The sequence below is a fragment of the Chryseobacterium sp. HR92 genome (genome assembly GCF_045689405.1).
GTDB classification, from domain to species: Bacteria; Bacteroidota; Bacteroidia; order Flavobacteriales; family Weeksellaceae; genus Chryseobacterium; species Chryseobacterium viscerum_A.
The window spans coordinates 5,076,361-5,094,159 of sequence record NZ_CP139139.1 but is presented as its reverse complement, the minus strand read 5'-3'; the positions used below and the strand labels follow the sequence as shown (position 1 = coordinate 5,094,159).

The following is a 17,799-nucleotide window of genomic DNA, read 5'->3' as shown; positions in this document are numbered from 1 at the left end:
AGAAAACAATAAAAATGAAAACACAAGGACAAAACATACTGTTCCTGATTCTCCTTCTCGCTTCCATCATGGGATATTCACAGATAAAAATATCTGGAAAAGTATCTTTCAAAAACAAAGGAGTAGCTGAAGTAAACGTCACCCTGAAAGATACCTATGACGGTACCACCACAGATGCTCAGGGTAATTTTACATTTGAAACTTCAGAAAAAGGAGCTCACAAAATCACTTTTACCCATCCGAAATATGAAGACGTAGAAAGGGCTGTCACTATTGAAAACCAAGATATCTCTTTGAATATTGATCTTAAAGAACAGATCAGTGAAATTGATGCAGTAGTAGTTTCTGCAGGATCCATTGAAGCAAGTGATAAGAAAAGAGCAACAGCATTACTTACTCCCATAGATATTTATACTACAGCTGGTGCGGACGGACAGATTTCTTCAGCATTGACCTATCTTCCGGGAGTACAAAAGGTGGGTGGAACCGAAGGACTGTTCATTCGTGGTGGTACAGGAACAGAGTCTAAAATTTTTATGGACGGAAGTCTTATCAATAATTATTTTTCTAATTCTGTTCCGGGAATTGCAGGAAGAGACCAGTTCAATACCTCTCTTTTCAAAGGAAATATATTTTCAAGTGGCGGATATTCGGCGTTATACGGACAGGCTCTTTCAGGTGCTTTGATGCTGGAAAGTGTTGATCTTCCGGATGAGAGTTCTTACAGTTTAGGTGTTTCACCTATTTTCCTTAGTGCCGGATTTCAAAAGCTTGGAGATAATAAAAACTATTCCTACGGTGCTACAGCAGGATATTCTATTTTAAGTCTGATGCAGAAAGTCTTTAATTTTAATACAGATTTTGTTGAAGCACCACAAGGTCTTAATGGAGATCTGAATTTCAGATTTAAAACAAAATCTGGAGGCTTTTTCAAATACTATGGGATGTTCAATTCCAATAAAATGGGAGTAAGGTCAGAAAGCCTTGAACCCGGATATGATTTCAGTCTGGTAAAGCTTAACGGTAAAAACACTTTTCATAATCTCTCTTTTAAGCAGAAATTTGGGAAATATCTCCTGAATGTAGGTGGATCTTACTCTTACAACAGATCTGATCTTCATTTTTCTACAGAAACCAATGATGTTGAATCAAACAGAAGTCAGCTTCTTACAGATGGAAATTATCTGAACTTCAAAGCCGTTCTGGAAAGAAAGATCAACAGGATCAGTGCTGTAAGAGGAGGATTTGAACTGAACAATACTGATGAAAACCTGAACTTTGAAACGGTGCAGAAACATTATAAAGATTTGATTTCTTCCGCTTTTCTTGAAACAGATCTGGGTTTTAGCAATGCCTTATCAGCAAAAATAGGAGTAAGAGCAGAGCACTCTTCTTTTTTAGGAAAGAATAATATAGCTCCACGTTTTGCTATTGCTTACCGTCTGGCAAAAGACTGGACAACTTCCTTAGCTTACGGTCTTTTTTATCAGAATCCGGAAAGTAAATATATCAATGGTCCTGCAGACCTTGGCTTCCAGCAGTCTCAGCATTATATTTTTCAGGTTCAGAGAGCGTCGGAAGGCAGAACATTACGTTTTGAAGCATTTTATAAAAAATATGACCAATTGATTAAAACATTTAATGTTACACCGGATAAAGAACAGAATCAGCAGACTCAGACTGCATTAAACAACAATGGATACGGATATGCAAAAGGAGTGGAATTTTTCTGGAGAGACAATAAAAAAACGTTTGAAAATATTGATTATTGGATCAGCTACTCATATCTGGATTCCAAAAGAGATTTTCTTAATTACCCGGTCAGCCTGCAGCCAAGTTTTGCCGCTGAACACACCCTTTCTGCAGTAGCAAAAAGATTTATCCCGGAATGGAAACTTGGAGTAAACTTATCATATACCTATGCCAAAGGGCGTCCTTATTATGACATTGCCTCTACATTTGAGAATGGAAAAGCAATTAATTATACCCGGAATGAAGGAAGGTTAAAAGATTATAATGCGTTGAATTTCAGCATCAATTATCTTCCGAATATCGGTAAAAAAGATGCGAAAGCTTTTCCGGTATTTGTATTGAGTGTCAGCAATATTTTAGGATCAAAAAATGTATATGGCTATAATTTCTCAGCGGATGGTTCCAGAAACTCTGCAATCGTTCCGCCAGTCAATACTTTTGTATTCATAGGAGCATTTATAAGTTTTGGAGTAGATAAAACGGATGATGCTATCAATAATAATTTATAAAAAACATACCTTAGGGCAAACAAACATAACTAACTTTTAAAATTTGATATCATGAAAAAATACCTTTTAAGCTTTGCTTTAGCTTTTATGAGTTTAACAGCTTTTGCACAGGCAGATTACGACAAAATAATGGCTGAAAAAATTGGAAGAATAGAAGTCTGTAAAACAGCGGAAGATTTCCAGACTCTGGCCAATGATTTTCAGAGAATAGGAAGTAAGGAAAGCACAAAATGGCTTCCGGCATACTATTCGGCATTTTCTTATATCCAAAAAGGAAGAACATTGATGAGAGACGGAAAAATGCAGGAATTGGATGCTATTGCAGATCAGGCCGAGAAACAGTTATCAATGGCGCAGAATCTTGCCGGAGCAGATAATGCAGAAATTCATCTGTTAAGAAAAATGTCTTATTCTCTGAGAATGATGGTAAATCCGGCACAGCGTTATATGACAGACGGAGCCAGAGCTGCCGAAGAACTTAATATTGCAGAAAAATTAGAGCCTGCAAATCCGAGAATTGCCCTGATCAAGGCAGAAGATGTTTATTTTACTCCTGAACAGTATGGAGGAAGCAAAACCAAAGGATTGGAAATGTTCAAAGATGCACAGGCTAAATTTAAGACCTACAAACCTAAAACTGGTTTAGATCCTAACTGGGGAAGAGGTGAAGCTGATTATTTTCTAAGTCTTCCAGCAGAAAAAGCAAAATAGGACATTCTCTACTTTACATATAAATTAACCTTCATTCGTGAAGGTTTTTTTATACCGCTCAGGAAAGAAAATCAGCCCTTCGGTAAGAATTAATTTTTGATACCTTTAATAAAAACTAATTTTGAGTCAAGAAAACAGATCATGAAACGGAAATACTTTACCACATTACTTTGGACTTCATTAGGAACCACCTTGTTTTTCTTTTTGTTTTTTAATGATGAAAAGACTTTGCAGACTTTTTTGATCACCCTGCTTCTTTCAACGATGTATTCTTTTGTATTGGGATTTGGAAACGGGTTTATCAATGAATTTCTCAACAGGAAATTTCCCTGGTCAGAAGCTACCAGAACAAGAGCTGTTTTAAGTATTATTTCCATTATCATTGGCAACTTTATTCTGGTCTATTTCTGCAATTATATGAACTATGTGGTGATTCAGAAAACGGCAACCACTGAAGAGTTTTTTTCATCAAAGTATGGAGTTACCAATTGGTTCATGATCAATATTGCTCTTCTTATTTCAGCTTTTCTTCATGCTAAGAGTTTTATGGAAGAGCTGAAGAAGACTTCCAGAAAAGAAGTGGTAGAGCAGAAGCTTATCGCCAAATCAGCAAATGCTCAGTTTGAAAGTCTGAAGAACCAGCTGGATCCCCATTTTCTTTTCAATTCTCTGAATGTTTTAAGTTCCCTGATTGATGAAAATCCGCGGCAGGCCCAGAAGTTTACTGCTTCAATGTCAAAGATTTACCGTTATGTACTTGAACAGAAAGATAAAGAGCTGGTAACGGTGGAAGATGAAATAGAATTTGCAAGAACATATTGTGATCTTTTGAAAACAAGGTTTGAAGACAGTGTAGATTTTACTTTTGATGTTGCCGAGGAAGACTATCAGAAATATGTAGTTCCATTGGCTTTGCAGCTGCTGCTGGAGAACTGTATCAAGCATAATTTTGCTACATCATCAAAACCATTGGTCATAAGAATCTTTTCAGCAGGAAATACCCTCTGCATTGAAAATAATCTTCAGATAAGAGAACAGATTAAAGAAAGCTCGGGGATTGGTCTTGCTAATATTGTACAGCGTTATTCTCTGCTTACCGACCGAAATGTTTTCATAGAAAAATCTGAGGATCATTTTAAAGTAAAGCTTCCAATGCTGATGGCTAAGCCACAAGTTTCCACCTCAAAACCTGAGGATGATTCTGCTGCTTACAAACGTGCGCAAAAGAGAGTAAAAGAGATTAAAAGCTTTTATATGAACCTGATTTCTTACTGTACCGTAAGCGCCTTTTTAATCTTTATTAATCTCTTTACAAGCAGCAGAAATCACTGGTTCTGGTTTCCTGTATTGGGATGGGGAATTGGAGTTGCATCTCATGCATTTCAGGTATTTGGAGTAGGAGAATCATGGCAGGAAAAAAAGATTCGTGAAATTATGAACAAACAAAAAAAATAAAGCGATGGAAAGATTTGACGAAAATGATATTGAATATCAGCGTGCCAGAAGGCAGGTAGAAAGGTTACGTGGATTCTACGGACATTTATTCGCTTATATTGCAGTGAATGCTCTGATTGTTGTGTATAACTGTATGAATCTGAAACCAGGTGAAAGTTATTTTCAGTTTAAAAACTTTTTTACAGCCACTTTCTGGGGGATAGGGCTTGCAGCACACGCTGTTACAGTTTTTTTACCAGGTGTTAATTTTATCAGAAAATGGGAAGATAAGAAGGTAAAAGAACTTATGGATAAACAGAAAGATCAGTAAGGGGATTACCAATTTTTTAGCCAAAATACTTTTAACTTTAAAAACTCATTAAAAATGAATACTTTATCAACACTGTTCTACATTTCAATGGGTGCCTGGTTTGTTACTGAATTTCTTTACAAAAACATACTAAAATCCGGTAAAGAAGATCAAAAGAACAAAGATAAATCCACTCTGAATATCTTATGGCTAGCCATTCCTTTTTCTATCATGAGTTCGATATTTATATCTTATAATACTCATTTTACGATTGTTGAAGGAAGCTGGATTCTTTATCTTGGAGAGCTCCTTATTCTTATCGGAATTATATTCAGATATATGATTATCAGATCTCTGGGAAAATATTTTACGGTAGATGTGACCATCAGACAGGATCATAAAATCAAAAAAGAGGGGTTTTATAAATACCTGAGACATCCTTCTTATGCCTTTTCTCTGCTGACCTCTCTTGGGCTGGGTTTGTACCTGAATAACTGGCTGTCATTCATCTTTGCTTTTGTACCTCCGTTTTTAGCTTTTGCCTACAGGATTAAAATCGAAGAGCAGGCTTTGGTAGAACAGTTTGGTGATGAATATCTTGAATACAGAAAAAGTACAAAGAAACTGATCCCGTTTATCTATTAATTACCCGTTTTTACGATTCGGATAACATAATCTACCATTCGGTAATATAAAATTGATTTGAGCCCTTTTCCTGAGCTACCTTTGATTCAGAAAAAACAAATTAACCTTTTTAAAACAAAACATTATGGAAATTTTACCAAATAAAGAGACGATTGCTTACAGAAAAGCATCCAGAAGAGTAAAAGAACTAAAAGAATTCTATGGAAATCTTACTTCTTATGGTATTGTTATTCCATTTCTGGCAATACTGAACTTTGTGACTGCTCCCGGATATTTATGGTTTTTATGGCCGGCACTGGGCTGGGGAATAGGAATTGCGTTTCATGCAATAAGTGTATTCGGAATTGGAAAAAGCTGGGAAGAAAGAAAAATAAAAGAACTGATGGAGAAGGAGGAAAAAAGTAGCATCAAAAAATTTTAAAATATAATAACACCCAAAACTTATGATCATGAATTACGAAACTGCAAGCGAAAGAACAAACAAAATCAGAAAATTCTATAAAAGCATTTTTATATTCGCCATCTTTGCTGTTCTTATCATTCCTGATGACATTTTTGGCGAAAAGATGATTAATTTTCGATTGTTTGACAGATATACTATCCTGGGAATCTGGGGATTTATTATTCTTGTAAAAGCTGTAAAACTGTTCCTTTTTGATTCTGAATGGGAAAGACGTATGATCGAAAAAGAGCTTGAAAAAGAGAAAAAACCGATAAACTTTTAAAATTTGTCCGCTTTTATTTACCTTTATTTCCTAAAATCTGAAAACCAAAATTAAAGCTCAATGATCAAAACTGTCATTATAGAAGATGAAAAACCTGCTTCAAGGAAATTAGAACGTATGTTGAATAATTTTCCTGAAATTGAGATTGTTGCGAAAATAGAATCAGTAGAAGAAGGAGTTGCCTGGTTTTCTGAAAACGAACATCCACAGCTGATCTTTTCTGATATTGTTTTAGGTGACGGACTGTCTTTTGATATCTTTGAAAAAATTCCGACGAAAGGATTCATTATCTATACCACGGCTTTTGATCAGTATACGCTGAAAGCATTTAAGCTGAACAGCATCGATTATCTTTTAAAACCCATTCTTGATGAAGATCTGGAGGGAGCGGTGGAGAAGTTTAAATCTTTTATTCCTGCCAACAACACCAATGGCTCTCAGGATATCAAACAGCTGATCAGAAAAGAAAAATCTACGCTGTCCAGAATTCTGGTAAAAATAGGGTATAATCTTAAAATTATCCAGACCCAGGAAATAAGCTGTTTTTTCAGTGAAAATAAAATCGTTTATCTTCAGACAGAAGACCGTACATATCCGTCAGATTTTACGCTGGATGAGTTGGAAGATGTTCTGGATGAAAAAAAGTTTTTCAGAGTGAACAGACAGTTCATTGTCAGTTCAGACTACATTAAAAATATTCATACTTCACCTTACTATAAAGTGGATATGGAGTTTCAGCCCGAAGAAGAAATTACGGTAAGTAGAGACCGTGTTAAAGACTTCAAAGATTGGCTTGTCAGTTGATAAAAAAGGAAGACATTCGATCATGAACTGACTTCCTCACCATACCAAAAACAAATACCATGGATCTTATACTGTTGATTTTTAAATTGTTCCTTTCACTTTTTTATACCTGAAAACAGAAGCAATCAGGAGTTGTAAAAGTCACTGGCAGATTGTACAAACTGATGAAAGGCTTCTGTAACTTCTTTTTTATGTTTGTGAGCAAGAGGAAACGGAACCATATGGGAATATTCATAAGGGAAATCTTTGATTTCTATATCTACATTGATATTCCTGTAGCCTCCTTGTAAGGTATTCAATGCTTCCATTGGAGGGGCAACACTGTCTTTCTCCAATACATAAGCTTTTATCTGAGACTGAATTTCATGAATTCTTTCTTCCCTTTCCTTTTGGAAATAATTGTAACGGAGCATCTTTTTGAACCAGCTTTCCTGCGGATGCAGGTCATCATTCTGATAATGCTTCAAACGGGTATCTGATTTAAAATCAGAACTCAAAAGCTCTGTGAAGACAGACTGCATTTTAATAGTTGCCTGGGTATCCATGATGTATTTGGATATTGGAAACATCCGGTCAATAGTCATTCCTCCACAAAAACAGAAAACTTTAGACCGGGTAAAATGATGGTTAGGATCTGCCATTTTAATAATCATTGAAAGAAAAGCTCCTATGGAATATCCAAATAAATCCAGGTCTGCTTCCGGAGAAACTCCTTTTATCTTATGGTTTTTAATATCTTTCACTACTTCGGTAATATCAGAATAGGTCTGTAGTCCGGACCAGAAAATCCTTTGAGGATGAGCTTCCAATCTTGAACTTATCGCAGCATTTACATAGGAGAAATTCATATTTTCAGGATATTTTTTCTTCCTGAAACGAACTATTTCCATCATGTGATGGCGGTCACTCCAGATTGGCTCTGCACGATCCATATGAAAGGCAATAGGAAACAGAATAATGGCTTTTTGTGTTCTTTGGGCCAATTCATACGCCCATGGCAGATATTTGTCCCATTTCTTTTCATTCAGGCCATGGAAGAGAAAAATACATCCTTTGGCGGTTTCTATATCTGCTCTTTTCAGAATATAATATTCAAACTTTTTATTACATTCAATATCAAAATCCTTGGTGTCTACAGCGGGCTGGCCATAAAAATGATACCCTTTTTCGTTGACTTCCAATGATTGCTGATGTTTGCTGCAATGTTGATGTTCCGAGCCATAAAGCAGATCAGAAACCTTCGATTCAAAAGGAAAAGATTCAATGGTTATATTCAGTTCTTTGAGTTCAACCCTGCCTTCTCCGGAATCAAAATTACTTTTCAAAACTTCATACAATTCATAATATTCCATAGTAAGACAATTGAAGGGTTCCTATTTATGAACTATCAATTTAGAGAATTATTGCTGTAATCGGTTGATTTTTAATAGTTAAATGTATTCTAGGCATAGGAGAAAAAATAAACCCCGAAACAGTCTTATTCCGAGGCAGCAGATATATAAATTGATAAGGATGTTTATTCTTTTGCTTCTGGGTTTTCTCTATGTTTCTGAACGGTGATCCCTGTAAGGGTTATCATGATAATACATAGGATAAGATCTGCCTTTTCAGGGTGAAAGATTTCCTGGTAAATATTATACCCTGCAAGTATTGATACAAAAAAGATAAGGACGTTGTTAGCGGATGAATATTGATTTTTAATTGTTGTTTTCATAATAATTTTTTTTGTTATTTACTCAGTAAGTATGAGAATAAGAAATACGTTACAACAATTTTTAAAAATAATCAGCTATTCCCAAGTATTAGAGATTTTCAGCTTTTGGTCTTTCAGTTTAAATTTACTAACTATCTGTAATCAATCCTGTTAGATTCAGTGTCTTCAAGTTGTTTAAGGATAGATTCTGGAATTTCATCGCTGTCAATAGGGAAGCTGATAGAGTCTGAAATAAAGTTTTTCCTTTCTGCTTTCCTAAAGATTTCAAACAAAGCAATCGGCTCCTGATTGAAACTGATGCAGGTGCTTATGAAGTGGATTTCGTGTAGTTTATATTCCGGATTCTTAAGCTTTTCTTTAATGTCTTTTATTCTTGAAATAAAATGGCGCTGGCGGATAAAAGTATTGCTGTTCATGATGATAAAAACATAATCTGAATACGCCGTAACCTTACCAAAATACTTATGATGGTCACCGCCGCTCCTTTCAATAAAATATTCTCCTGTTGTTTCCGACTTATAAATTTCCATCGCGGAGCGCCATATACGGTCTTCCTTTGCCATTAAAGGATTGTCAGGAAGATTTCTGTTATAAGAATACCAACAGCCTACCAGGCGGTCTAGAAGAGCTGTATTCAGATTTACATTATTGAGATCAATTTTCAGGTCATTAAAATTGAATGACTCTGTAGTGGAATTAATGAAATCTATATAATTGGCGTAGCCCAGAACTTTGACAATGAGGCTCAGTTTTGCAAGGTTCGGTCTGCTCAGAGCAGCATTTTCATTCTGCCTGAATTTTTTCAGTTTATTGATAATCAGATGCTCATACAGGTAATTGGTCCCCAGAAGATCAGGTTCTTTTTTAATTTCTTTCTCAGAAAGGTCATTGATAATGAGCTCATTAAGTTCTGCACTGATATAGGACCATTCGGTTTTGGTAACATCTTCCCAATGGTTTTTCTTTAAAAAGTGGTGGCTTAAGAAATTCATTAGTTTTTCAAGGTGCAGTATATCTTCCTTTTTCATCTGTTTATTTTTAATGGTCAGATTAATTTTATAAGACTAATTTAAGATTTTTATCAAACCAAAAAAGACTTTTGAGGGACTTTTATATTTTAAAATCCATTGATATTTGAATAGAAAAACAAAATTTAAAACAATGGAAACAAGAGTGTTATTAAAAGATGAATCCCTTTGGAACCGAATACAGGGATTTTCTCTGGATGCTCCGGGTGTTGATTTCCCTTTTTCAAAAAAGCTGGCAAAAGAAGAAAGCTGGAGCCTTGATTTTGCAAAAAAAGCAATTGAAGAATATAAAAAGTTTGTTTATCTCTGCTGTATTCTTCCCAATGGAGCTTCTCCCAGCGAAATAGTAGATAAAGTATGGCATCTGCACCTGATCTATACTCAGAATTATTGGGAAGAATTCTGCCCGAATATTTTAAAAAGACCGCTCCATCATCACCCTTCTAAAGGAGGAAATACGGAAAGAGTGAAGCACGAGAATTGGTTTGCAGATACAATGTCAGGTTACAGAAACATATTTCAGCAGGAAGCACCTGAAGAAATCTGGAAAGGGATTGGGAAAAAATCTAAAGTAAGACTATGGATGAAGAAAATGACCTTTTTTGCTCCGATTTTTATTTTACTGTTGCTGTTCTCCTGTACAGAAGGAACAAGTTTCACTGGATTACTGGTTACAGCAGTGGTTTTTGCCATTATTTTTATTTTGGGAATAATAACCTCAATTATAGGAGATAATGAAGTCTCCGATCCCAATAGGAAGGATAAGCAAAGCGGTGATGGAGGAGGCGGAAGTTGTGGGGGATCGGGCTGCAGCGGAGGAGGTGGTTGTGGCGGAGGCTGTGGCGGTTGCGGGGGATGTGGTGGATAAAAACTAATCAATATGAAAAAACTAATCATTCATTCAGCTCCCATTGTAGTAAGCTTTATATGGCTTATAACAGTATGCCAGACTTTGAATCCAATTATTCTTAAAGGTCCGGATTTTCTAAAATTTTATCTTATCCTGGTTCTCGGATTCTATGCTTCAGTTTTTATTTTAAATTCCATGACAGATGCTATCTCGAAAACTACATTTTATTTTGTAGGCTTCATTTTTTTACTGGGAATAATAAAACTGATAAGAGGAATCATGTTGGGAAAACCCGTTGGATTTCTGGTGATAATTTTAATTCTGGAATGTATTGTGGCAGTGTTGCTTATCATGAGCCACATCAATAAGAAAATGAAATAAAAGTTTCGTAAAAACAAACCCGAAACAAAACTGTTCCGGGCTTTTATTAGTAAGGTGTTGAGATCAAATCTCTCACTTTTTTTCTTTTATGGGCTGGTAGCCATACTTTCTGACCATAACGGAGGTGATAACTACTAAAATAAGGCTGATAGCAATATTCGAGTTTTCCGGATGAACAATTGACTGATAGAAATTATAACCGAAAACTGCGGATACAATAGCGATCAGGATATTGTTTACATAAGCATAGCGGTTTCTTGTAGTTGTTTTCATAGTTGTTTTTTGTTATTTACTCAGTAAGTATGACAACTTAAAAAACGTTACAGAAAAATTTAAAAATTATTTCTTCAAAAGAAATCCCGCCATATTCTCAATCCTCGGATCTCGAAACCTGAACCTCATATTCCTTACGCAATCACACCGCTTCCTATAAGTTCCTCATCAATATACCATGAAGCAAACTGTCCTTCTGCAATAGCAGACTGAAGTTCATCAAATTCAACATACAAAGCATTTTCAAACTGAAATATTGTTGCTTTTTGCAAAGACTGTCTGTATCTGAATCTGGCCATTACTTCCATAGATTCTCCATTCTGAAGTTTCATATCCTCTCGTACCCAGTGTAGCTCAGAATTATCAATTTTCAGTGCTTTTTTGTGAAGTCCTGGGAAATGACTTCCTTCTCCCACAAAAATGATATTGTTTTCCATATCTCTTGAAACGATAAAGCAGCTTTCTTTATGACCGCCTATACCAAGACCTCTACTTTGTCCGATCGTAAAAAACTGGGCTCCCTGATGTTTCCCGATTACTTTTCCGTCAGATTTTTTATAATTGATTTTTCTGGATAAAAACTCAAGTTCCTCTTCTTTAGAGGTGAATTCCGGTTTTTCTTCCGAAAATAAAGGTGAATCTTTGAAAATTTCTACAATTTCTCCTTCATTAGGTTTTAATTGCTGCTGTAAAAACTGTGGCAGGCTCACTTTCCCGATAAAACATAATCCCTGGGAATCCTTTTTATCTGCAGTTACCAATCCGATCTCTTTTGCGATTTCTCTTACCTGAGGCTTTGTAAGTTCTCCGATAGGGAATAGTGCTTTTGAAAGTTGATCCTGGCTCAGCTGGCAAAGGAAATAAGACTGATCTTTATTATTGTCTTTTCCGGCAAGAAGATGGAAAATTTCTTTTCCGTTTTCGTCAAAAGTAGAATTTACCCTTGCATAATGTCCTGTTGCTACTTTATCTGCTCCTAATGACATTGCGGTCTTCATGAAAACATCAAATTTTACTTCTCTGTTACACAATACATCCGGGTTGGGAGTTCTTCCTTTTTCATATTCTGCAAACATATAGTCAACAATACGTTCCTTGTAAAGTTCACTCATATCTATCACCTGGAAGGGAATTCCAAGCTTCTGTGCCACCATAAGGGCATCATTACTGTCCTCAATCCAGGGACATTCATCTTCCAGGGTTACGGAAGCATCATTCCAGTTTCTCATAAACAAAGCCACTACCTCATGGCCCTGCTGTTGCAGCAAATACGCTGTAACACTAGAATCTACACCTCCGGAGAGGCCTACTACTATTTTCATTGTATTTCAATTTTACGAAACTCTTAACGGGAGTTCTTAGTTTGATGCGGCAAAAATACAACTAAATAAATTCGTAAAAAAACCATAATTTTAAACATTGATAAAAACGATGTTAATCGTAAACCCCATCGTAAGACGATAATAGCAAGTGATGAAAGGAGGTAATACCATCAAAAAACAAAATATATCTACATATGAAAAAGTTTATTATTTCTATGATGCTGATAGGATCAGGATCAGCATTTTCCCAGGTTTCGGTAGGAACTCCGGTGCAAGAAAACAGCAAATGGACCTTTGGAGGTGGAATTGGATTAGGATTTGGGAGTAACAGCGCTTTTAACCTGTCTGCTTCCCCAAGAGTGGGTTACAGGCTTACGGATGATCTCGAAGCGGGAGTTGTGGGAAGTGTATCCTGGCAGACTTCCAATTATTATAAATCTACAATGTTTGGAGTAGGACCATTTGTGAATTACTATTTTGCCAGATCATTTTATGTGGGAGCAAACTATCAGCATTATTTTGTAGATTATAAAGATAAATACTATGATTATAAATACAATACGGAAGAAAATGCATTATATCTGGGAGGTGGATATATGCAGAGAATCGGAAATAATTCTTTTATGCAGCTGGGATTAATGTATAATGTGCTTTGGAAGGAGAATTCCAGTGTGTTTTCAAGCGGCCTGATCCCGAATATCGGTTTCGTAGTGGGGCTTTAAATTGATTTTGTATCGTTTATCCCGTTTAATACAATATTGGCCCTAGACAAAACTTATAAAAACAAAAATCCCCGGGAATTTTCCCGGGGATTTTCTATTGAAATTAAATTATTTATTTAATTATGATTGAGAAGACTTCTCAGCAGCTGATTTTTTCGCTTTCTGCGTTTTTCCAATCAGTCCGTCCTTAGCATCATTAAGATCAAGAACCACGGTTTCTCCTTCATTCAATTGCTTGTTTACCAGCATTTCTGCCAATAAGTCTTCAATATATTTCTGGATTGCTCGTTTCAATGGTCTTGCACCGAAATCTTTATCCCATCCTTTTTCAGAAATAAAGTCTTTCGCTTCTTCAGTAAGATCCACTTTATATCCTAATTTTTCAATTCTGCTATACAATTTGTTCAATTCAATATCAATAATTTTCTTGATATCATCCTGAACAAGAGAGTTGAAGATCACAATGTCATCAATTCTGTTTAAGAATTCAGGAGCAAATGCTTTCTTAAGGGCACTTTCAATGGTGCTTCTCGCTCTTGTATCTGAGCTTGTCTTTTTAGCTGAAGTTCCGAATCCTACACCATCTCCAAAGTCTTTAAGATCTCTCGTTCCGATGTTGGATGTAAGGATGATAATCGTATTTCTGAAGTCGATTTTTCTGCCTAAGCTGTCTGTAACGTGTCCTTCATCAAGGATCTGTAACAGAATATTGAATACATCCGGGTGAGCTTTTTCAATCTCATCCAAAAGAACCACAGCATAAGGTTTTCTTCTTACGGCTTCAGTCAGCTGACCACCTTCTTCGTAACCTACATATCCCGGAGGCGCACCCACCAATCTTGAAACAGCGAATTTCTCCATGTATTCACTCATGTCAATTCTGATCAGAGATTCGTCAGATTCAAACAGCTCTCTCGCCATTACTTTAGCAAGCTCGGTTTTACCAACCCCGGTTGTTCCAAGGAAAATAAATGTACCGATAGGACGGTTCGGATCTTTAAGACCTGCTCTGTTTCTTTGAATTGCTTTCACAACTTTTTTCACAGCATCTTCCTGGCCGATTACTTTTCCGTTCAGTTTTTCATCCATCTGGGCAAGCTTGTCAAGCTCGTTTTTGCCAACTTTCGTTACAGGAACTCCACTCATCATAGAAACCACTTCTGCTACATTTTCTTCCGTTACGGTTTCTTTTTTCTCTTTTACATCTTTATCCCATTTTTCCTGGGCTGCATTCAGTTCCATTTGAAGACGTTCCTCTTCATCTTTAAGCTTTCTTGCTTCAAGGTAATCCTGAGCTTTTACAGCTTTCTGCTTCAGTTCTTTGATATCTTCAATTTTCTTTTCAAAATCAATGATTTCTGTAGGAACTTTCATGTTTTTGATATAAACACGTGATCCTGCCTCGTCCATCGCATCAATCGCTTTGTCCGGTAAGAAACGGTCTGTAATATATCTCGATGTCAGATTCACACACGCTGTAATAGCTTCAGGAGTATAAATTACATTGTGGTGTTCTTCATACTTATCTTTGATCTGATTCAGAATCTGAATAGTTTCATCAATAGAAGTAGGCTCCACCATTACTTTCTGGAATCTTCTTTCTAAAGCACCGTCTTTTTCAATATACTGACGGTATTCATCCAGAGTCGTTGCCCCGATGCATTGAATTTCTCCTCTTGCCAAAGCAGGTTTAAACATATTGGAAGCATCTAGACTTCCTGTAGAACTTCCTGCTCCTACAATCGTATGAAGCTCATCAATAAATAAGATGACATCCCTGTTTTTTTCCAGTTCCGTCATGATGGCCTTCATTCTTTCTTCAAACTGGCCACGGTATTTAGTTCCGGCAACTAAACTTGCCAGGTCTAAAGTGATCACACGTTTTCCGTAAAGAACTCTTGACACTTTTTTCTGTTGAATTCTTAATGCCAAACCTTCAGCAATGGCAGATTTACCAACTCCCGGCTCCCCGATAAGAAGAGGGTTGTTTTTCTTTCTGCGGGATAAGATCTGAGAAACTCTCTCAATTTCTTTTTCACGCCCGATTACTGGGTCTAGTTTTCCATCTCTTGCCAAAGAAGTAAGGTCTCTACCAAAGTTATCCAATGTAGGCGTTTTACTTTTTGCAGAACCTAGATTTCCTGTAGGCTTTCTCATTTGCTCAAATTCTTCTCTCTCATCATCATCATCGTAAGCACTCATCTGTGGAGACTGGCCTGAATTTTTAAGCATAGTCTGGTATTCTCTTGAAACTCCTTCATAGTCGATGTCATAAGCTCCCAGAATATTTGAAGTAGGATCCTCATATTTATAAAGAATACCCAAAAGCAGGTGAACGGTATTAATTTCATTGCTTTTATATTGACGGCATTCTAACTCTGCACGTTTAATGGCATGATCTGCCATCTTAGTGAAAGAAATATTGGTAACCTCTTCAGAAATAGGATTAAGACTCGCTGTATTTAAAGTTTCAATTTTTCTTCTGATTTGTGTTAAATCCGCATTAAGGTTTTGAAGGATTTCTTTTGCAGAGTTTTCCGTTTTTATAATACCTAAAAGTAGATGTTCTGTATTAAGAAATTCACTTTTCAGCCTTTTAGCTTCGCTTTTGCTTTGTTTGAACACCTGGCTCAAACCTTGTGAAAACTTATAATCCATAATATATCTCATTAGAACAAAGGCAACATTACCTTTTATTCATTATCTAAATTACAAATATTTTACCAAAAATCAATTAATGACTTTATGGCAGAAAAAATTTTATTATCTTATTGAAAATGATTAAGTTTGTTATCCTTAAATTTCCCCCATGAATACTGAAATTACCACCTACATCGGCTATTCTGCTTCTCTTTTTATCGTATTGAGTTTCATACTGAAAGATGTAAGAAAAATCAGAGTAGTCAACATGATCGGCTGTATTTGTTTTGTCATTTATGGTATCTTCAATGGAATGCTTTGGCCGGTTATCATTCCAAACGGGCTCATTTGTTTCATTCAGATCTATTATTTAATATTAGACAAGAAAAATTAATGAAGAAAAAAATACTAGTGTCTGCCTTTAGCAGTTTGTATACCGATCAGCGAATAGAAAAGGTATGCAAAACCCTTTTTGACAACGGATATCCCATTGAACTGATCGGAAACGATTGGGAAGGAAATGAGGCAATGGAACGTCCTTATCCTTTTTCAAGAATAGGATTGACGTCAAAAAGCCTGAAGACAGCTTATTTTGAGTTCAACTGGAAATTATACCATGAACTTAAGAAAAAAGCGGACAAAGATACTATCCTTCATGCCAATGACATTGATGCACTTCTGCCAAATTATCTCATTGCCAAAAAAATGAACATTCCGTTGGTCTTTGACAGTCATGAAATTTTTACAGAAATGCCATCGGTTCAAAAAAGATTCTCCCAGAAATTCTGGAGAGTGCTTGAACGAAAACTGGTTCCTCATATGAAACTGATGATGACGGAAAGTGAAAGCTATGCCGAATGGTTTCATGAAAAATATAATGTAAATCCCATTGTTGTCAGAAATATTCCGAGGAAAATCCTCTCTGCCCCCGAAATTCCGGAAAACCACCCTAAAATTATTCTCTACCAGGGAGCGATTAATCAATCCAGAGGAATAGAAAAAATGATTGTGGCAATGCATCATATTAAAGGTGCTGTTTTGAAAATTGCAGGCGACGGCCCAAAGAAAAAAGAATACGAAAATCTTGTCATTCAGGAGAAACTTCAGGATAAAGTATTTTTCCTTGGTAAGCTGAAACCTGAAAATCTCAGGGAAATAACCAAAACTGCTGATGCTGGATTCAGTCTTGAAGAAAATAACGGAGTAAGCTATTATTTCTCACTCCCCAATAAGGTTTGTGATTATATCCAATCCCGAGTACCGCTTGTCATGATAAATTTTCCGGAAATGCAGCGTATAAAGAATCAGTTTAATGTAGGTGAAATCATTACAGATCATCAGCCTGAAACGATTGAAAAAGCGATTAATCTGGTTCTTGAAAGAGGAAGACTGTATTATCAGAGCGAACTTAATAAAGCCGCAGATGTATTTTGCTGGGAGAACGAAGAAACAAAAATCCTTCAGCTTTTTGAAAAAGCATCCCGGTAATAAATTTTACAAAATTGGTTATCTTTGCAAAAGAAATTTTATTAAAAATGACCATTAAAGAAAAACAGCAGGAAATAATCGACGAATTCGCTTTTCTTGACGATTGGGAGCAAAAGTACGAGTACATTATTGATCTTGGAAAAGAACTGAAAGGGTTGCCGGAAGAAAGAAAAACTGAAGAAAATCTGATAAAAGGTTGCCAGAGTAAAGTTTGGATTGATGCTGAATTTAAAGACGGGAAACTTTTCTTTAATGCAGATTCTGACGGTATTTTACCCAAAGGAATCGTTTCTCTTTTAGTAAGTATCTATAGTGGGCATTCCACTCAGGAAATTCTGGATTCTGATTTTGATTTTATTGCTGAAATAGGATTACAGGAATTTCTTTCGCCATCCAGAGCTAACGGATTGATGGCAATGACCAAGCAGATCAAGTTTTATGCAGTTGCCTATCAACTGAAATCATAGCCGTGACAAAAATTTTAGCATATC

General features: G+C 36.1%; 20 protein-coding genes. 14 read left to right on the top strand and 6 right to left on the bottom strand.

Annotated features, from left to right (window positions below):
* The first annotated feature begins 14 nt into the window (after window positions 1-14).
* The 8 genes from SFA27_RS23135 (at window position 15) to SFA27_RS23100 (ending at window position 6,890) form a co-directional block, all read left to right on the top strand.
* Window positions 15-2,261: a TonB-dependent receptor gene (locus tag SFA27_RS23135; protein WP_407295218.1), complete on the top strand. Its 2,247-nt coding sequence runs from the start codon at window positions 15-17 to the stop codon at window positions 2,259-2,261.
* Window positions 2,262-2,312: 51 nt separating this feature from the next.
* A complete protein-coding gene (locus SFA27_RS23130) occupies window positions 2,313-2,972 on the top strand; it encodes a hypothetical protein (RefSeq protein WP_047375886.1) in 660 nt (219 codons plus the stop codon).
* 141 nt (window positions 2,973-3,113) lie between these two features.
* Window positions 3,114-4,427: a 2TM domain-containing protein gene (locus tag SFA27_RS23125; RefSeq protein WP_264518986.1), complete on the top strand. Its 1,314-nt coding sequence runs from the start codon at window positions 3,114-3,116 to the stop codon at window positions 4,425-4,427.
* Window positions 4,428-4,431: 4 nt separating this feature from the next.
* Window positions 4,432-4,737, top strand: a complete 306-nt coding sequence (locus tag SFA27_RS23120) for a 2TM domain-containing protein (RefSeq protein ID WP_047375890.1) — start codon at window positions 4,432-4,434, stop codon at window positions 4,735-4,737.
* A gap of 54 nt (window positions 4,738-4,791) precedes the next feature.
* On the top strand, window positions 4,792-5,361 hold the full coding sequence (locus tag SFA27_RS23115) for an isoprenylcysteine carboxylmethyltransferase family protein (RefSeq protein ID WP_264518985.1): 570 nt from the start codon (window positions 4,792-4,794) through the stop codon (window positions 5,359-5,361).
* Window positions 5,362-5,485: 124 nt separating this feature from the next.
* Window positions 5,486-5,782, top strand: coding sequence for a 2TM domain-containing protein (locus SFA27_RS23110; protein ID WP_047375895.1), 297 nt, complete (start codon window positions 5,486-5,488; stop codon window positions 5,780-5,782).
* 28 nt (window positions 5,783-5,810) lie between these two features.
* Entirely contained in the window at window positions 5,811-6,086 is a 276-nt protein-coding gene (locus tag SFA27_RS23105; RefSeq protein ID WP_185097817.1) for a 2TM domain-containing protein, read from the top strand.
* A 60-nt stretch (window positions 6,087-6,146) separates the two neighbouring features.
* Complete coding sequence (locus SFA27_RS23100; protein WP_255813272.1) at window positions 6,147-6,890, top strand: LytTR family DNA-binding domain-containing protein; 744 nt, start codon at window positions 6,147-6,149, stop codon at window positions 6,888-6,890.
* 125 nt (window positions 6,891-7,015) lie between these two features.
* Here the strand turns inward: SFA27_RS23100 and SFA27_RS23095 are convergent, their stop codons facing one another.
* From SFA27_RS23095 to SFA27_RS23085, 3 genes are all read right to left on the bottom strand, one after another.
* Window positions 7,016-8,242 (bottom strand): DUF6051 family protein, encoded by a 1,227-nt coding sequence (locus SFA27_RS23095; RefSeq protein WP_407295213.1) that lies wholly within the window; start codon window positions 8,240-8,242, stop codon window positions 7,016-7,018.
* Window positions 8,243-8,406: 164 nt separating this feature from the next.
* Window positions 8,407-8,604 (bottom strand): hypothetical protein, encoded by a 198-nt coding sequence (locus tag SFA27_RS23090; RefSeq protein ID WP_047375900.1) that lies wholly within the window; start codon window positions 8,602-8,604, stop codon window positions 8,407-8,409.
* A 131-nt stretch (window positions 8,605-8,735) separates the two neighbouring features.
* Entirely contained in the window at window positions 8,736-9,632 is an 897-nt protein-coding gene (locus SFA27_RS23085) for a hypothetical protein (protein ID WP_047375902.1), read from the bottom strand.
* A gap of 133 nt (window positions 9,633-9,765) precedes the next feature.
* Here SFA27_RS23085 and SFA27_RS23080 point away from each other — a divergent pair, with 133 nt between their 5' ends.
* Together SFA27_RS23080 and SFA27_RS23075 are read left to right on the top strand one after the other, a co-directional pair.
* Window positions 9,766-10,500 (top strand): hypothetical protein, encoded by a 735-nt coding sequence (locus SFA27_RS23080; protein WP_047375905.1) that lies wholly within the window; start codon window positions 9,766-9,768, stop codon window positions 10,498-10,500.
* A gap of 12 nt (window positions 10,501-10,512) precedes the next feature.
* Entirely contained in the window at window positions 10,513-10,863 is a 351-nt protein-coding gene (locus SFA27_RS23075; protein WP_047375906.1) for a hypothetical protein, read from the top strand.
* 72 nt (window positions 10,864-10,935) lie between these two features.
* Here the strand turns inward: SFA27_RS23075 and SFA27_RS23070 are convergent, their stop codons facing one another.
* Together SFA27_RS23070 and mnmA are read right to left on the bottom strand one after the other, a co-directional pair.
* Window positions 10,936-11,136 (bottom strand): hypothetical protein, encoded by a 201-nt coding sequence (locus tag SFA27_RS23070; protein ID WP_047375909.1) that lies wholly within the window; start codon window positions 11,134-11,136, stop codon window positions 10,936-10,938.
* Between the two features lie 134 nt (window positions 11,137-11,270).
* Window positions 11,271-12,458 (bottom strand): tRNA 2-thiouridine(34) synthase MnmA, encoded by a 1,188-nt coding sequence (gene mnmA, locus SFA27_RS23065; protein ID WP_047375911.1) that lies wholly within the window; start codon window positions 12,456-12,458, stop codon window positions 11,271-11,273.
* Between the two features lie 194 nt (window positions 12,459-12,652).
* Between mnmA and SFA27_RS23060 the strand changes: the two genes are divergently transcribed.
* Complete coding sequence (locus tag SFA27_RS23060) at window positions 12,653-13,180, top strand: hypothetical protein (protein WP_047375914.1); 528 nt, start codon at window positions 12,653-12,655, stop codon at window positions 13,178-13,180.
* A 120-nt stretch (window positions 13,181-13,300) separates the two neighbouring features.
* On the opposite strand, the gene SFA27_RS23055 is transcribed toward SFA27_RS23060, so the two are convergent.
* Window positions 13,301-15,838: an ATP-dependent Clp protease ATP-binding subunit gene (locus tag SFA27_RS23055; RefSeq protein WP_264518980.1), complete on the bottom strand. Its 2,538-nt coding sequence runs from the start codon at window positions 15,836-15,838 to the stop codon at window positions 13,301-13,303.
* Window positions 15,839-15,989: 151 nt separating this feature from the next.
* Between SFA27_RS23055 and SFA27_RS23050 the strand changes: the two genes are divergently transcribed.
* The 3 genes from SFA27_RS23050 to SFA27_RS23040 are packed head-to-tail and all read left to right on the top strand — an operon-like array spanning window position 15,990 to window position 17,775.
* The gene (locus SFA27_RS23050) at window positions 15,990-16,214 is read left to right on the top strand and encodes a hypothetical protein (protein WP_047375919.1); all 225 of its coding nucleotides are present in this window, start codon (window positions 15,990-15,992) and stop codon (window positions 16,212-16,214) included.
* Window positions 16,214-17,308 carry a glycosyltransferase gene (locus tag SFA27_RS23045; RefSeq protein ID WP_264518979.1) on the top strand — a complete coding sequence of 365 codons (1,095 nt, stop codon included), beginning with the start codon at window positions 16,214-16,216 and terminating at the stop codon, window positions 17,306-17,308. The genes SFA27_RS23050 and SFA27_RS23045 overlap by 1 nt, the downstream gene beginning before the upstream one ends.
* A 47-nt stretch (window positions 17,309-17,355) precedes the next feature.
* Window positions 17,356-17,775 carry a SufE family protein gene (locus SFA27_RS23040; protein ID WP_047375924.1) on the top strand — a complete coding sequence of 140 codons (420 nt, stop codon included), beginning with the start codon at window positions 17,356-17,358 and terminating at the stop codon, window positions 17,773-17,775.
* Window positions 17,776-17,799 lie beyond the last annotated feature (24 nt).

Excerpts from the sequence above, each read along its gene's own strand:
- SFA27_RS23135 (WP_407295218.1), top strand. The coding sequence starts at position 15 with ATGAAAACACAAGGACAAAACATACTGTTCCTGATTCTCCTTCTCGCT.
- SFA27_RS23130 (WP_047375886.1), top strand. The coding sequence starts at position 2,313 with ATGAAAAAATACCTTTTAAGCTTTGCTTTAGCTTTTATGAGTTTAACA.
- SFA27_RS23125 (WP_264518986.1), top strand. The coding sequence starts at position 3,114 with ATGAAACGGAAATACTTTACCACATTACTTTGGACTTCATTAGGAACC.
- SFA27_RS23120 (WP_047375890.1), top strand. The coding sequence starts at position 4,432 with ATGGAAAGATTTGACGAAAATGATATTGAATATCAGCGTGCCAGAAGG.
- SFA27_RS23115 (WP_264518985.1), top strand. The coding sequence starts at position 4,792 with ATGAATACTTTATCAACACTGTTCTACATTTCAATGGGTGCCTGGTTT.
- SFA27_RS23110 (WP_047375895.1), top strand. The coding sequence starts at position 5,486 with ATGGAAATTTTACCAAATAAAGAGACGATTGCTTACAGAAAAGCATCC.
- SFA27_RS23105 (WP_185097817.1), top strand. The coding sequence starts at position 5,811 with ATGAATTACGAAACTGCAAGCGAAAGAACAAACAAAATCAGAAAATTC.
- SFA27_RS23100 (WP_255813272.1), top strand. The coding sequence starts at position 6,147 with ATGATCAAAACTGTCATTATAGAAGATGAAAAACCTGCTTCAAGGAAA.
- SFA27_RS23095 (WP_407295213.1), bottom strand. The coding sequence starts at position 8,242 with ATGGAATATTATGAATTGTATGAAGTTTTGAAAAGTAATTTTGATTCC.
- SFA27_RS23090 (WP_047375900.1), bottom strand. The coding sequence starts at position 8,604 with ATGAAAACAACAATTAAAAATCAATATTCATCCGCTAACAACGTCCTT.
- SFA27_RS23085 (WP_047375902.1), bottom strand. The coding sequence starts at position 9,632 with ATGAAAAAGGAAGATATACTGCACCTTGAAAAACTAATGAATTTCTTA.
- SFA27_RS23080 (WP_047375905.1), top strand. The coding sequence starts at position 9,766 with ATGGAAACAAGAGTGTTATTAAAAGATGAATCCCTTTGGAACCGAATA.
- SFA27_RS23075 (WP_047375906.1), top strand. The coding sequence starts at position 10,513 with ATGAAAAAACTAATCATTCATTCAGCTCCCATTGTAGTAAGCTTTATA.
- SFA27_RS23070 (WP_047375909.1), bottom strand. The coding sequence starts at position 11,136 with ATGAAAACAACTACAAGAAACCGCTATGCTTATGTAAACAATATCCTG.
- mnmA (WP_047375911.1), bottom strand. The coding sequence starts at position 12,458 with ATGAAAATAGTAGTAGGCCTCTCCGGAGGTGTAGATTCTAGTGTTACA.
- SFA27_RS23060 (WP_047375914.1), top strand. The coding sequence starts at position 12,653 with ATGAAAAAGTTTATTATTTCTATGATGCTGATAGGATCAGGATCAGCA.
- SFA27_RS23055 (WP_264518980.1), bottom strand. The coding sequence starts at position 15,838 with ATGGATTATAAGTTTTCACAAGGTTTGAGCCAGGTGTTCAAACAAAGC.
- SFA27_RS23050 (WP_047375919.1), top strand. The coding sequence starts at position 15,990 with ATGAATACTGAAATTACCACCTACATCGGCTATTCTGCTTCTCTTTTT.
- SFA27_RS23045 (WP_264518979.1), top strand. The coding sequence starts at position 16,214 with ATGAAGAAAAAAATACTAGTGTCTGCCTTTAGCAGTTTGTATACCGAT.
- SFA27_RS23040 (WP_047375924.1), top strand. The coding sequence starts at position 17,356 with ATGACCATTAAAGAAAAACAGCAGGAAATAATCGACGAATTCGCTTTT.